Raw genomic sequence first — 13414 nt, 5'->3', positions numbered from 1 at the left:
ACTGATTTCATCCAGTGAAACTTAAGTCATGGACTGCTCCAATGCGCCCGCAATTGCCCGTGCCGTTGCCTTCAGCGCTTCGAGATGACGTTGGACAACGGCTTCATCGGCTCCGCGCCGCCCCGGCCATGTCACGTTGATCGTCGCGATTGGCGAGCCGCGCACGAGGATCGGCACGGCCATCGAGCGCCGACCGTCGCGCAACACCAGCTGTTTTGAACGGTCCGGCCAGGGCAACAGGGGATCGCGGGTGGCATAGCCGCGCTGGCGCACATTGCGCAGCACCTGCCGCAGTTCCTCCTCGCTGCCTTCGGCTGCATTGGCCGGCCGCAGCCGGTCGATGATGGCATCGCGCTCGGCATCGCTGCATGCCGCCAGATAGGCGCGGCCCGTGGCGGTGTGGATATAGGAAAGCTTGACCCCGACAGGCCCAAGCACCGCCGAATCCAGACGGAACAGCGGGCTGTTGGTTTCAATGATCTCCATGTGATCGAGCCGCGGCGCTGCAAGCACGGAAGGCCAGGCCACCTTGGTGGAAAGGGCTTTCATGTAGGGTGATGCCACTTCGGCAATCTGGGCCGCCGACATGGCCGATGCGCGCTCAACACGATCGACGTGCGGAAGATAGGCGCCATCGGCAAGGCGCTGCCAGACCAGACCCTTCTGGCCGAGCGTGACCAGCATGCGCAGCAGGGTGGCCTTGGGCAGACCGGTGGCAAGGTGGAGTTCGTGCAGGCTCGCGGCCTTGCGCGTCTGCACCTCGATCAGCACATCCAGCCCGCGTTCAAGCGCGCGAACGGTTTTGACCCTGCGGTCCAGCATGGCACCTCTCCGGAAGAGTCCCGAACGGACTCGGTGAAATCTGCGTTTCACCTCATGCAACGCAAAATCCCGAAACACTGGTGCAAAGTCAACCGCAGTATCGCAGCAATAAGGCCAAGGAGAGGAAATCGACGATGCCCCAAGCCCCAGCAGACGCTCCCAGCGTCCTGTTCATCTGCACGCAGGATACCAAGGAAGAGGAAGCCCGCTTCACCCGTGCCGCGCTCGAAGCGGCGGGCGTGAGGGTGATCCATCTCGATCCCAGTGTCCGGCGCACTGTGGGCGGCGCCGAAATCTCGCCGGAAATGGTCGCACAAGCGGCGGGCATGACCATCGAGGAGGTGCGCGCGCTCGGCCATGAGGGCAAGTGTCAGGACGCGATGATCCGGGGCGCACTGGTGGCCGCGCATGAATGGGACGCGCACTCGCCACTGTCAGGCATCCTTGCTGTTGGCGGGTCGATGGGTTCGGCGCTGGCGGGCGCGGTCATGCAAAGTTTCCCCTATGGCCTGCCCAAGCTGATCGTCTCCACGATGGCATCCGGCTTCACCAAGCCCTACATGGGCGTGAAGGACATCGCGATGATGAACGCGGTGACTGACATCTCCGGCATCAACACCATCAGCCGCGATGTCTTCCGCAACGCCGCCAATGCGGTGGCGGGCATGGCCAAAGGCTATGACCGCGACAAGGGGCCGGACAGGCCGCTCGTTCTCGTCACCACGCTGGGCACCACCGAGGCCAGCGTGAAGCGCATCCGGCAGGCCCTTGAGGCGGACGGCTGCGAGGTCATGGTGTTTCATTCGTCGGGCGCTGGCGGACCCACGCTCGACTGTCTGGCGGCCGACAAGGATGTCGCGCTCGTGCTTGACCTGTCGCAGACCGAAATCCTCGATCATCTGCTTGGCGGCCTTGCCGATGCAGGGCCGGATCGCGGCAAGGCCGCGCTGGCCAAGGGGATTCCCACGATCCTTGCGCCCGGCAATGCCGATTTCATCGTTGGCGGCCCCTTCGATGTGGCCCAGGCGCAGTTTCCCGGTCGGCGCTACCACAAGCACAATCCGCAGCTGACCGCGGTGCGCACCACGATCGATGATCTGAAGCGCCTTGCCGATCATCTGGCCGCGAATGTGCGCGAAGCCAAAGGGCCTGTGCGCGTCTTCACCCCGCTCGGCGGCTTTTCCAGCCACGACAGCGCGGCCGGGCACATTCAGGACACCAGCGTCCCCGCCCCTTTTGCCGACTATCTCGCCAGAGTGATGCCCGAAGGCGTCCCGGTAATGGCCGTGGATGCACACTTCAACGACGAAGCCTTCTCCGACGCGGTGATTGCCGCTGCGCGCGAGATGCTGGCCGCAAGGAACTGATTGCGCCATGACCGAAGATCTTCCGCTCAGCCATGAGGACATCGCCGAGATCGCGGCCATCCTCGAAAAGTCGGGCTACCGCGAGCTTGATCTTGCCACGCGCCGTTTCCGGCTGCGGGTGGGCAAAGCCGATGGTCCGCAAGGTGAACCGGCAATAACGCAGGAATGGCAGTGGGCAGGTGCCATGGGCGAGGCCGCCACCGAGGCTGGCGACGCGGTCGCCGCCGATCCCGATGCGATTTGCTCTCCACTGCCCGGCACCTTCTATCATGCACCGCAACCCGGCGCTCCGCCCTTTGTCAGGCCCGGCGATGCGGTGGGCCCGGAAACGGTGATCGGCATTGTCGAGACCATGAAGCTGATGAACCCGGTGCATGCTGGGCGCAGTGGCAAGGTCGCGGAAATCCTCGTGCCCGATGGCACGCTCGTGCCCAAGGGGGCTGCACTCGTGAGGCTCTCTTGAGCCGCGCGGCGCCCACCCGGCCACGGGCCTGCAAAGACTGGTAAAACCATGATCCGCAAACTGTTCATCGCCAACCGCGGAGAGATTGCGCTCCGCGTGATCCGCACTGCATCGCGCATGGGGATTGAAACCGTGCTGGCCGTGTCCGAAGCCGATGCCGGCTCGCTTCCGGCGCGCCTTGCCGATCACGCCGTCACTGTTGGCCCCGGTCCTTCGCCGCAAAGCTATCTGGCGATCGAAAGGGTTGTTGATGCCGCAGTGCGGGCTGGCTGCGATGCGGTCCATCCGGGCTATGGGTTCCTGTCCGAGAATGCCGCTTTCGCCCGCGCCGTGGAGAGCGCCGGATTGCGGTTCGTCGGCCCTGCCATTTCGACGCTCGAAGGCATGGGCGACAAGCTGGCCGCCCGCGCGCTTGCAGTCGAGGCCGGTCTGCCGGTCCTGCCGGGCGGTGCTGCACAAACGCGAGAGGCAGTTCATGCCCGTGCGGCGCAAACCGGCTTCCCGCTGTTGCTCAAGGCCGTGGCGGGCGGCGGCGGCAAGGGCATGCGCCGGGTCGACCGGGCGCAAGACCTCGACGCCGCACTCGACATGGCGCAAGCCGAAGCGCAGGCCGCATTCGGCAACAGCGCGGTCTATGTCGAACGCTTCGTCGCGCGCGGTCGCCATGTCGAAGTGCAGGTTCTGGGAGATGGCACAAACGCCATTCACCTTGGCACGCGCGATTGCTCCATCCAGCGCCGCTTCCAGAAACTGGTGGAAGAAGCACCTGCCCCCGCCATGCCGCTGGCGGCACGCGAGGGTATCGAACAGGCAGCCGTCCGCCTCGCAAGGCACCTTGGCTATCGGGGCGCAGGCACGGCCGAATTCCTTGTCGATGCAGATGATTTCTCGTTCTATTTCCTTGAACTCAACGCCCGCATTCAGGTGGAGCATCCGGTCACCGAAGCGATCACCGGCGTGGACCTGGTGGAGCAGCAGCTGCTGGTCGCCATGGGCAAGCCGCTCACGCTGACGCAGGACATGGTGCGCCCGCATGGACATGCCATCGAAGTGCGGATCAATGCGGAAGATCCCGATGCCGGTTTCCGCCCATCGCCGGGGCGCGCGGGCCGCGCGGCCTGGCCCGCCGGTGAAGGCGTGCGCGTCGATACCCACATCAGCGTGGGCGGAGAGGTGCCGCCGTTCTATGATTCCCTGATGGGCAAGCTCATCGTCCATGGCGAGACACGCGAAGAGGCGGTCCACCGCCTCGGCAAGGCGCTGGCGGCGCTGCACATAGAAGGGATGCCGACCACCGCGCCGCTGCACCGCCGGATCATTGCCGATCCGCGCTTCATCGCTGGCGGCGTCGATACCGGGTTTCTCGAAGGACTTGGCCAATGACCCAGATCCGTCTCGTCGATGTCACCATGCGCGATGGCAATCAAAGCCTGTGGGGCGCCACGGGCCTGAACACCGCACACATGCTCCAGGCCGCGGCCCTGACCGAGGCATGCGGCTTTCGCGCCATCGATTTCACCTCGTCGAGCCACATGGCCGTTGCGGTCCGCTATTTCCGCAACAATCCGTGGGAGCGCCTGCGCCGCATGGCCGCCGCCATGCCGTCAACACCGCTCCAGTTCATCACCACGGGCCTGCGCTTCATCGCATGGCAGCAGGCCGATCCGGAGTTCATGCGGCTGGTCTATCGCGCGCTCCAGCGCAACGGCGTGGGCCGTTTCGTGCTGCTCGATCCGATGCATGAAGTGCCCGCCGTGATCGAGGCAGCGCGTTTGGTGAAGGAGGAAGGCAAGGCCGAGGTCATGGCCGCGCTGACCTTCACCCTTTCGGAAATACACACCGACCAGTTCTATGCCGATTTTGCCCGCGCGGTCGGGCAAAGCCCGCACATCGACCTGTTCTACATCAAGGATCCGGCAGGGCTTCTCTCGATGGACCGCGCACGCACGCTGGTCCCGGCGGTGAAGGCGGCCATCGGCGACCGCCCGCTTGAAATCCATGCCCACACCACGGTCGGTCAGGGAATGCTCGCCAGCCTTGAGGCGGCTAAACTTGGCATCTCCGCAATTCATGTGGGCGTCGGCCCCGGCGGCGATGGTTCCTCGCTGCCAGAGGCGAACCGCATGGTTGCCAACCTTGAGGAAGCGGGCTTTGAAGTCGGAATCGACAAGGCTGCACTCAAACGGCTCACCACCTACTGGCAGAATGTCGCACTGGCCGAAGGACTGCCGCCGGGCAGGCCGCAGAACTTCGATGCCAGCTTCCTGCGCCACCAGATCGCCGGGGGAGTGATGACCACGATTGCCCGGCAGCTTGAGGAGCTGGGCCTCTCAGACCGGATGGAAGCCGTCATCAACGAAACCGGGCAGGTCCGCGCGGACCTTGGCTATCCGATCATGGTCACGCCCTTCCCGCAAATGGTCATGACGCAGGCCCTGTTCAACGTCATTGGAGAGCGCCGCTACGGACAGGTATCCGATCAGGTCATCCGCTATTGCATGGGCAAGTTCGGCAAGCCCACTTCTCCCGTCGATCCGCAGGTTCTGGCAACCATCATGGACCGCCCCCGCGCGCGCGAGCTGGAAAAGGAGCCGACCTTTCCGGCGCTTTCCGACCTGCGCCGCCAGTTCGGCTCAGACATGCCTGATGAGGAGTTCCTGCTGCGTGCGGTCATGCCGGCCGAACAGGTCGATGCCATGCTTGCCGCCGGACCTTCGCGCGCAACCTACTCGCCGCAGGCGGCCCCCATTCTTTCGTTGCTGCGCCAGCTCGCCGCAAGACCGACTGCGCGCGACATCGTGATCGAGCGCGAAGGCTTCCGCCTCGCACTCCATGCCGGAGCATCACTTTGACCCTTACGCCCCAGACAAAGGCGCGCCTGCGCGGCGCAGCCGGCTTCATCTTCGACATGGACGGCACTATCGCGCTCGGCGATGCCAAGAGCGGGGGCCATCGCGCCCTGCCCCACGCCATTGCCGTACTCGAAGCGCTGAGGGCCAGCGGCAGGCCATTCGTCGTGTTCACCAATGGCACGGCCAAGCCTCCCGCGGCCTATGCACAATCGCTGCGCAATGCGGGCTTTGCGCTTGATGACAGCCAGATGCTCACTCCTTCCTCCTCGGCAGCGGCTTGGCTGGGCGAGACAGGCACGGGCAAGGTGCGCGTGCTTGGCAATCCGGGATGCGCCGCGCCCCTGATCGATGCCGGACTCGACGTGGTGGGTCCATCGCAGGCAGCCGATGGCGTGGAAGCGGTCTATACCGGCTGGTTCCGCGAGTTCGATTTCAGCGCGCTGGAAGCGGCCTGTCATTCGCTGTGGAACGGCGCGCGTCTGGTTACGGCCAGCAATGTGCCCTTTTTCGCGACCGAGAACGGCCGTGCCATCGGCGCGAGCTTTCCGATCAACGCCATGCTCACCGCCATGACGCGCAAGCGCCCTCGCATTCTCGGAAAGCCATCGAAGGTGGCCTTCGACACCGCGATGAAGGTCATGGGCCTGCCCCGATCGGCAGCGAAGGACATGGTGGTCGTGGGTGATGATCCTGCGCTTGAGATGCGCATGGCCAATGCCGTGGGGGCCATGTCGGTCGGTCTGGCGACGGGCATCATTGGGAGCGATGCTGCGCTTCCCGAAAAGGATCGCCCCTCGGTGCTGCTTGCCGATCTTGAACCGCTGCTTCAGGCGCTCTGACGGAGCGCGCCATCAGGACGGTTTCATCGACCGCCACAGGTAAAGCCCTGCCGCCACGATCATCGTGGCGCCAAGGGCCGAAAGCAGATCGGGCCTTTCGCCAAACAAGGCCCACCCGAAGCCTCCGGCCATCAGCAGCTGGACATAGGTCATCGGCGCTATTGCCGCCGCTCCGGTGCGCGTCGTGGCAAGGTAGATCAGCGCGTGCGCGGTGCTTGCGCTGACGGCGATCACGGCCGACTTCGCCAGAACCGCAACCGGCAGGGGTGGCACATGAAACAACGCGATGCCGCTGTAATGCCCGGCAAAAGCGGCCACGCACAGAAAGGCCGCACCGATGGCCGCCACGTTGAACTGCATCGACAGGACGCTGCCCGTTCCTGCCACCTTGCGGTTGGCGATCATCAGCAGCGCCATGCCGCAGGCCGCAATCATCGGCAGAAGCGCAACCCACCCAAGGAGGGCGAAATTGGGCCGAAGGATCAGCAACACGCCGCCAAAGGCCATGGCGCTGGCAATCCACGTCTGCCGCCGCAATGGCTCATGCAGCAAAAGCGCCGCCAGAAGCGCGGTAATCATAGGACTGGTAAAGGAAATTGCTGTCGCTTCGCCAATCGGCATGAGGTGCATGGCGGTGAATGCGGCAACGGCGGAAACCGCCACGCTGAAACCCCGCAGGACCTGCCAAGGCCAGTGCGGCAGTGCAAAGCCCGCGCGCCCTTCCCGCACCAGCAGGATCGCACCCAGGCCAATGGCGCCGATGACATAGCGCAGCGCGCCAATGGCCGAACCAGGCCATGCGCCTGCCATGCTCTTGACCAGCACGTCTCCTGCCGAAAGGAGCGCGAAACCACCCAAGGCCAGAAGCAGGCCCGATCTGTTGTTCTCCGACAATTCTGCCGCTTCCTGTCCGGATTCCCCCCCTGGGAATGCTGGTGCGTGCGCTAGCATCCCTGTCGCCGGATTGCCAAAGCCTTCGATGGTCAGCCGTTAGGAATCCTTGAACGATTTCTGGATAGGAATGGTGAAGCATCGGCGAAGAACCCGTCCGCAAGGATCGGCACGACGCCTGACGATATGGCATTATGCAGCGAATTGGGGTCATTGGATGAGCGCGTTCGGGCGAAAGACGGGAATGGCCGGAACCATGGGCGGTGGATCGCGTCCATCGTTCGGCGTGGCGCGCCCGATGCGTGCAACCGAACCACCGGCCACGCCTGCCGCGCCCGTGCCTATGCCGATGGGAGGCGAACAGTTCCCGCCGCTTCCGGCCTTCGACAGCAATGATGGCGCAGCCAATGCCGCAGCCCTGAAGGCTGATGCGCTCACCCGTCTTGCCGACCGCGCCAATGGCGTTGCCGAAGGCAATTATCAGGCCGAAGGGTTCGAAGCCTCGGTCCACAAGATCAAGGAACAGGTTCTCCCGCGTCTTCTCGAACGGGTCGACCCGGAAGCGGCGGCCACGCTGACCAAGGATGAACTTTCCGAAGAGTTCCGACCGATCATCCTTGAAGTGCTGGCCGAACTGAAAGTCACGCTCAACCGGCGCGAGCAGTTTGCGCTCGAAAAGGTGTTGATCGACGAACTGCTCGGCTTCGGTCCGCTGGAAGAGCTGCTCAACGATCCCGATGTTTCGGATATCATGGTCAACGGGCCTGAGCAGACCTATATCGAAAAAAAGGGCAAGCTCCAGCTCGCGCCGATCCGATTCCGCGATGAAAGCCACCTCTTCCAGATCGCGCAGCGCATCGTCAATCAGGTTGGCCGCCGTGTCGACCAGACGACGCCACTGGCCGACGCGCGCCTCAAGGATGGCAGCCGCGTCAACGTGATCGTGCCGCCGCTGTCCTTGCGCGGCACTGCCATCTCGATCCGCAAGTTCTCCGAAAAGCCGATCACGCTCGACATGCTGCGCGATTTCGGCTCGATGTCGGACAAGATGTGCACCGCGCTCAAGATCGCGGGAGCCTGCCGCATGAACATCGTCATTTCGGGCGGCACCGGTTCGGGCAAGACCACCATGCTCAATGCCCTGTCGAAGATGATCGATCCGGGCGAGCGTGTGCTGACGATCGAAGACGCGGCCGAACTGCGCCTCCAGCAGCCGCACTGGTTGCCGCTTGAAACGCGCCCGCCGAACCTTGAAGGGCAAGGCGCAATCACCATCGGCGATCTGGTGAAAAACGCCCTGCGCATGCGTCCCGATCGTATCATCCTTGGCGAAATCCGCGGCGCGGAATGCTTCGACCTGCTGGCAGCCATGAACACCGGCCACGATGGTTCGATGTGCACGCTTCACGCCAACAGCCCGCGCGAATGCCTTGGCCGTATGGAAAACATGATCATGATGGGCGACATCAAGATCCCCAAGGAGGCCATCAGCCGCCAGATCGCGGAATCCGTCGACATCATCGTTCAGGTCAAGCGCCTGCGCGATGGCTCGCGACGCACCACCAACATCACCGAGGTGATCGGGATGGAAGGCGATGTGATCGTGACGCAGGAACTGTTCAAGTTCGAGTATCTCGACGAGACCGACGACGGCAAGATCATCGGCGAGTTCCGCTCGTCGGGCCTCCGCCCTTACACGCTTGAAAAGGCACGCCAGTTCGGCTTCGATCAGGCCTACCTCGAAGCCTGTCTCTGATCGCTGTCACCGCGTGTTCTTCGCCCCGCAAAGGGCGTCAGGCCGCAAACCATTCGCGCGCGGCAAGGCCGATCAGCACGCAGGCCGCCAAAAAGGACACGAGGTAGATCACCGTCCATGGCATGAAGCCAACTGCATCAAGGTTGGTGCGCCGCAGCCTGCGCCGATCGGCCCACCCGGCCAGTATCGCAAGCGCCAGGGCCAAACTGCCCGCTGCAAGGTGAAACTGCCATATCCGGGCGAACCAGTCTTCCATCACCGCGCAGATGGGCAACGAAGGGGTTGATCGCAAGCCCCAAGGCCCTATGGCACCGGCAATGCCCTCTCATGACCGCCCCATGCTGGCGCTGGCGCTGCGCCTTGCCGCCACCGTGCTGTTTTCCGTCATGCTGCTGCTGGTCAAGCTGACGGGCGAACGCGGCATTGCCCTGCCCGAAACCCTGTTCTGGCGGCAGGTCATTCCGGCCATTGGCATTTTCCTCTGGCTGCTCTCGCGCGGAGAGCTTCACCGGCTGCGCACAAAAAGGCTGGCGGTTCATGCCCGGCGCGCGCTCATCGGCGGAAGCGGCATGTTCCTGACTCTCGGCGTGGTGCGTCTGCTGCCGCTTGCCGAAGCGACGGTGCTGGGTTTCACCACGCCCATCTTCGCGGTTATTCTGGCCGCGCTGGTGCTGAAGGAAAAAGTTGGCCCGTGGCGCTGGTCTGCTGTCCTGCTTGGCCTTGGCGGGGTGGTGGTCATGGCTGGTCCCGATCAGGCGAACCTGCCCGTGCTGGGCGTTGTGACGGGCATTGCCGCTGCCTTCATGGTCGCGCTCGTGACAATTCAGGTGCGTGATCTTGGCCGGACCGAGGAACCGTTGACGGTCGTGTTTTATTTCTCGGCCATCAGCGCGCCGTTTCTGGGCCTGTTCCTGTTCCGCACCGGAGCCAGCCACGATGCTGTCGGATGGCTCATGCTGGCAGGCATTGGCATCAGCGGGCTGTTCGCACAGGTGGCAATGACGGCATCGCTGCGATACGGCACTGTCGCAAGCGTGATGGTGGTGGACTATATCCAGCTGGGCTGGGCTACGTTCTGGGGCTGGCTGATCTTCAATCACCTGCCCCCGGCCTCGACATGGATCGGCGCGCCTGTCATCATTTCGGCAAGCCTGCTGATTGCCTGGCGTGAACATCTGCGCAGCAAGACGCGCCAGAACGAGGCAGGTCCGGTTGTGGAACCGCTTTCACCAAAGGGCGTTGCAAGCAGCGGTTAACAACCGGCGTGGCAGGGTTCAAGAAACCCGTTCATTGGCCCGCTTATTGGAAGGCAAGAGAGATGATGCGCAAACTCATGGTCGCAGCCGTGCTCGGCAGCGTTCTGGCCAGCCTTGGCGCCTGCAACACGGTCAAGGGTCTTGGCCGCGATATCCAGTCGGTTGGGCAGGCCGGCGAGAAAGCCATCAACTGAACCTGCGGGCAAAGGCGCGGAATGCCGCTCCGGGGCAGACCGGAGCGGCATTCCGCGTGCTTCAGCCCTCGCGGTAAACAAGCCTTGGCCTGCGGGCTGCCAGTGTTTCGTCCAGCCTGCGGCGCGGCGCGAGATGCGGCGCTGATTTGAGCAGTTCATCGCCTGCCCTCGCGCGCTGGGCAAGCGAGCGCATCGCTCCGATGAACTGGTCGATCCCGGCCTTGCTTTCGGTTTCGGTCGGCTCCACCAGCATCGCGCCGTGGACGACGAGCGGGAAATAGACCGTCATGGGGTGATAGCCCTCGTCGATCAGGCCCTTGGCAAGATCGAGTGTCGAGAACCCTTCGGCAAAGCCATCGTCCGAGAACAGCGCCTCGTGCATGCAGTGCCCGGCATTGCCGAAAGGCGCGTCGAGAACATCGTCAAGGCTGCGCAGAACATAGTTGGCATTCAGCACCGCATCGCCCGACACCTGCCGCAGACCATCCGCGCCATGGCTGAGGATATAGGCAAGCGCACGGGTGAACATGCCCATCTGACCATGGAAGGCGCACATGCGGCCGAACGCCTGCGGGTGATCTTCGTGCGCCTGCTCCTCTTCGATCAGCCTGATCGAACCATCTGCCTGCCTCGCGGTGAAGGGCAGCGGACCGAACGGGGCCAGTGCCTCGGACAGGACAACCGGACCCGATCCGGGGCCTCCGCCGCCATGAGGGGTCGAGAAGGTCTTGTGCAGGTTGATGTGCATGGCATCTACACCTAGATCGCCGGGGCGCACCCGTCCCACGATGGCATTGAAATTCGCACCATCGCAATAGACATATCCGCCCGCGGCATGAACCGCATCGGCAATCACCTTCAGGTCGCGCTCGAACAGCCCGCAGGTGTTGGGATTGGTAATCATCACGCCAGCAACATCGGGACCAAGCCGCGCGATGAGCGCCGCCGTATCCACCCGGCCTTCGTCAGTGGCGGGAATGTTCTCCACCTTGAAGCCGGCAAATGCGGCCGTGGCGGGATTGGTGCCATGCGCGCTTTCGGGAACAAGGATCACGTCGCGCGGATCTCCCTTGGCCTCAAGCGCGGCGCGGATGCACAGCAGCCCGCACAGTTCGCCATGCGCGCCCGCCTTCGGCGACATGGCCACGCCGTGCATCCCGGTCAGTTCGATCAACCACTGCGCCAGTTCATTGATGACACCCAGCGCGCCCTGCACGGTCTGGACCGGCTGGAGCGGATGCACATCGGCAAACCCAGGCATCCGTGCCACCTTCTCGTCGAGCCGCGGGTTGTGCTTCATCGTGCATGAGCCGAGCGGGAACAGCCCCAGATCGATGGCATAGTTCTGGCGCGAAAGACGGGTGTAATGGCGCACGGTTTCAGGCTCTGACAGCCCCGGAAGATCCGGGATATCGCTCCGGGCCATCGGACCGAGGCCGGCAAGGTCGAGCGTGTCCGTCGCCGGAAAATCGACGCCCGAACGATCCGCCGAGCCAAGCTCGAACAGCAGTGCTTCCTCAAGCTGCAAGGCACGGTTGCCGGTAAAGGTCTGCACCGGGGTGCCGGGAACATTCTCGCCCATGGCAGGGCGCCAGCCAGCGGGGTTGATCACGTTCATGCCAGCACCTCCTTGAGCGCCGCTGCCAGCGCCGCAATATCCTCATCTGTCGTGCATTCGGTTGCCGCCACGACCATGGCTTTCGCCAGCCCCTCTTCGCGCGGGTAGAGCCTGCCCAGCGAAACGCCGCCCAGCACCTGCCGGTCCGCCAGCGCGCGCACCACCTGCCGGGCATCGCGCGGAAGGGTTACGGTGAACTCGTTGAAATAATGGCTGTTGACCACCGCAACGCCGGGGATGGCGGCAAGCGCTGCGGCCGTGCTGCGCGCAGCGGCATGGCTCAGCTTCGCCATGGCGGCCAGCCCCTTGCCGCCAAGCAGCGTCAGGTGAATCGAAAAGGCCAGCGCACAAAGCCCGGAGTTGGTGCAGATATTGCTCGTCGCCTTTTCGCGCCGGATATGCTGCTCGCGCGTGGACAGCGTCAGCACGAAGCCGCGCTTGCCATCCGCGTCCACCGTCTCGCCGCACAGACGACCGGGGAGCTGACGGACATACTTTTCGCGGCAGCCGAACAGGCCAAGGTAAGGACCGCCGAACTGAAGCCCAACGCCCAGCGACTGGCCTTCGCCCACCACGATATCCGCACCGAGGCTGCCGGGGCTTTGCAGCACGCCGAGCGCCACCGGCTCTGTCACCACCGCGATCAGCAGGGCGCCCGCAGCCTGCGCGGCCGAAGCGATCTTCGCCAGATCGGGAATGCGGCCCAGAATATCGGGATACTGCACCACGACGCAGGACGTTTCGCCATCGATCCGCGCGATTACTGCCTCGTCATCGGGCGTCGCGGAAAGTTCGGGCGCTGCCGTATCGAGCCGGTCGCCCGTGAACCGCGCCATCGTGCGCGCCGTTTCCACATAGTGTGGGTGAAGACCGCCCGAAAGCACCGCCTTGCCGCGCCTGGTGATGCGCCCGGCCATGGCGATGGCCTCCCAGCACGCGGTCGACCCATCGTAGAGCGAAGCATTGGCGATCTCGGTCCCGAACAGGCGCGCCACCTGCGTCTGGAACTCGAACAGCACCTGCAAGGTGCCCTGCGCGATTTCGGGCTGGTAAGGGGTATAGGCCGTCAGGAACTCGCCACGCTGGATCAGGTGGTCGACACTTGCCGGAACGTGGTGGCGATAGGCCCCCGCTCCCAGAAAGAACGGCACCGCGCCTGCCGTAGTATTATTGGCAGAAAGCCGCGCCATGTGCCGCTCCACCGCCATTTCGCTGGCGTGGCCGGGCAGGCCGGCAATCGGTGCGGCAAGGCGGGCCTCGGCGGGAACGTCGGCAAAAAGCTCATCGATCGAGCCAGCGCCGATCACCGCGAGCATGGCGCTGCGGTCGGCATCCGTCAGGGGGAGATAGCGCATG

At 64.2% G+C, this 13414-nt stretch carries 13 protein-coding genes; 8 read left to right on the top strand and 5 right to left on the bottom strand.

The window, feature by feature from the left end:
* Positions 1 to 21 precede the first annotated feature (21 nt).
* Positions 22 to 822, bottom strand: a complete 801-nt coding sequence (locus DKM43_RS06080) for an IclR family transcriptional regulator domain-containing protein (RefSeq protein ID WP_109797555.1) — start codon at positions 820 to 822, stop codon at positions 22 to 24.
* A 134-nt stretch (positions 823 to 956) separates the two neighbouring features.
* On the opposite strand from DKM43_RS06080, the gene DKM43_RS06075 reads away from it, so the two are divergent.
* Genes DKM43_RS06075 through DKM43_RS06055 form a run of 5 tightly spaced genes read left to right on the top strand, consistent with a single transcriptional unit; the run spans position 957 to position 6343 of the window.
* Entirely contained in the window at positions 957 to 2189 is a 1233-nt protein-coding gene (locus DKM43_RS06075; RefSeq protein WP_109797554.1) for a Tm-1-like ATP-binding domain-containing protein, read from the top strand.
* A 7-nt stretch (positions 2190 to 2196) separates the two neighbouring features.
* Positions 2197 to 2652: an acetyl-CoA carboxylase biotin carboxyl carrier protein gene (locus DKM43_RS06070; protein WP_109797553.1), complete on the top strand. Its 456-nt coding sequence runs from the start codon at positions 2197 to 2199 to the stop codon at positions 2650 to 2652.
* A 48-nt stretch (positions 2653 to 2700) separates the two neighbouring features.
* Complete coding sequence (locus tag DKM43_RS06065; RefSeq protein WP_109797552.1) at positions 2701 to 4035, top strand: acetyl-CoA carboxylase biotin carboxylase subunit; 1335 nt, start codon at positions 2701 to 2703, stop codon at positions 4033 to 4035.
* Complete coding sequence (locus tag DKM43_RS06060; RefSeq protein WP_109797551.1) at positions 4032 to 5504, top strand: biotin carboxyl carrier protein; 1473 nt, start codon at positions 4032 to 4034, stop codon at positions 5502 to 5504. Before DKM43_RS06065 ends, DKM43_RS06060 begins: the two co-directional genes overlap by 4 nt.
* A complete protein-coding gene (locus DKM43_RS06055) occupies positions 5501 to 6343 on the top strand; it encodes an HAD-IIA family hydrolase (protein ID WP_109797550.1) in 843 nt (280 codons plus the stop codon). Before DKM43_RS06060 ends, DKM43_RS06055 begins: the two co-directional genes overlap by 4 nt.
* A 12-nt stretch (positions 6344 to 6355) precedes the next feature.
* Here the strand turns inward: DKM43_RS06055 and DKM43_RS06050 are convergent, their stop codons facing one another.
* Positions 6356 to 7237: a DMT family transporter gene (locus DKM43_RS06050; RefSeq protein ID WP_109797549.1), complete on the bottom strand. Its 882-nt coding sequence runs from the start codon at positions 7235 to 7237 to the stop codon at positions 6356 to 6358.
* Between the two features lie 214 nt (positions 7238 to 7451).
* Here DKM43_RS06050 and DKM43_RS06045 point away from each other — a divergent pair, with 214 nt between their 5' ends.
* The gene (locus DKM43_RS06045; protein WP_201739797.1) at positions 7452 to 8990 is read left to right on the top strand and encodes a CpaF family protein; all 1539 of its coding nucleotides are present in this window, start codon (positions 7452 to 7454) and stop codon (positions 8988 to 8990) included.
* A gap of 37 nt (positions 8991 to 9027) precedes the next feature.
* On the opposite strand, the gene DKM43_RS06040 is transcribed toward DKM43_RS06045, so the two are convergent.
* Complete coding sequence (locus DKM43_RS06040) at positions 9028 to 9246, bottom strand: hypothetical protein (protein ID WP_109797548.1); 219 nt, start codon at positions 9244 to 9246, stop codon at positions 9028 to 9030.
* Positions 9247 to 9307: 61 nt separating this feature from the next.
* Between DKM43_RS06040 and DKM43_RS06035 the strand changes: the two genes are divergently transcribed.
* Together DKM43_RS06035 and DKM43_RS06030 are read left to right on the top strand one after the other, a co-directional pair.
* On the top strand, positions 9308 to 10246 hold the full coding sequence (locus DKM43_RS06035; protein WP_236632413.1) for a DMT family transporter: 939 nt from the start codon (positions 9308 to 9310) through the stop codon (positions 10244 to 10246).
* Positions 10247 to 10308: 62 nt separating this feature from the next.
* Complete coding sequence (locus DKM43_RS06030; protein ID WP_201739796.1) at positions 10309 to 10440, top strand: entericidin A/B family lipoprotein; 132 nt, start codon at positions 10309 to 10311, stop codon at positions 10438 to 10440.
* 61 nt (positions 10441 to 10501) lie between these two features.
* Here the strand turns inward: DKM43_RS06030 and gcvPB are convergent, their stop codons facing one another.
* Positions 10502 to 12058 (bottom strand): aminomethyl-transferring glycine dehydrogenase subunit GcvPB, encoded by a 1557-nt coding sequence (gene gcvPB, locus DKM43_RS06025; RefSeq protein ID WP_201739795.1) that lies wholly within the window; start codon positions 12056 to 12058, stop codon positions 10502 to 10504.
* Positions 12055 to 13413 carry an aminomethyl-transferring glycine dehydrogenase subunit GcvPA gene (gene gcvPA, locus DKM43_RS06020; protein ID WP_109797546.1) on the bottom strand — a complete coding sequence of 453 codons (1359 nt, stop codon included), beginning with the start codon at positions 13411 to 13413 and terminating at the stop codon, positions 12055 to 12057. The genes gcvPB and gcvPA overlap by 4 nt, the downstream gene beginning before the upstream one ends.
* Position 13414 lies beyond the last annotated feature (1 nt).

The organism is Novosphingobium meiothermophilum, assembly GCF_003171715.1.
GTDB classification, from domain to species: Bacteria; Pseudomonadota; Alphaproteobacteria; order Sphingomonadales; family Sphingomonadaceae; genus Novosphingobium; species Novosphingobium meiothermophilum.
This window is presented reverse-complemented; position numbering and strand designations above follow the sequence as displayed.

Excerpts from the sequence above, each read along its gene's own strand:
- DKM43_RS06080 (WP_109797555.1), bottom strand. The coding sequence starts at position 822 with ATGCTGGACCGCAGGGTCAAAACCGTTCGCGCGCTTGAACGCGGGCTG.
- DKM43_RS06075 (WP_109797554.1), top strand. The coding sequence starts at position 957 with ATGCCCCAAGCCCCAGCAGACGCTCCCAGCGTCCTGTTCATCTGCACG.
- DKM43_RS06070 (WP_109797553.1), top strand. The coding sequence starts at position 2,197 with ATGACCGAAGATCTTCCGCTCAGCCATGAGGACATCGCCGAGATCGCG.
- DKM43_RS06065 (WP_109797552.1), top strand. The coding sequence starts at position 2,701 with ATGATCCGCAAACTGTTCATCGCCAACCGCGGAGAGATTGCGCTCCGC.
- DKM43_RS06060 (WP_109797551.1), top strand. The coding sequence starts at position 4,032 with ATGACCCAGATCCGTCTCGTCGATGTCACCATGCGCGATGGCAATCAA.
- DKM43_RS06045 (WP_201739797.1), top strand. The coding sequence starts at position 7,452 with ATGAGCGCGTTCGGGCGAAAGACGGGAATGGCCGGAACCATGGGCGGT.
- DKM43_RS06040 (WP_109797548.1), bottom strand. The coding sequence starts at position 9,246 with ATGGAAGACTGGTTCGCCCGGATATGGCAGTTTCACCTTGCAGCGGGC.
- DKM43_RS06035 (WP_236632413.1), top strand. The coding sequence starts at position 9,308 with ATGCCCTCTCATGACCGCCCCATGCTGGCGCTGGCGCTGCGCCTTGCC.
- DKM43_RS06030 (WP_201739796.1), top strand. The coding sequence starts at position 10,309 with ATGATGCGCAAACTCATGGTCGCAGCCGTGCTCGGCAGCGTTCTGGCC.
- gcvPB (WP_201739795.1), bottom strand. The coding sequence starts at position 12,058 with ATGAACGTGATCAACCCCGCTGGCTGGCGCCCTGCCATGGGCGAGAAT.
- gcvPA (WP_109797546.1), bottom strand. The coding sequence starts at position 13,413 with ATGCGCTATCTCCCCCTGACGGATGCCGACCGCAGCGCCATGCTCGCG.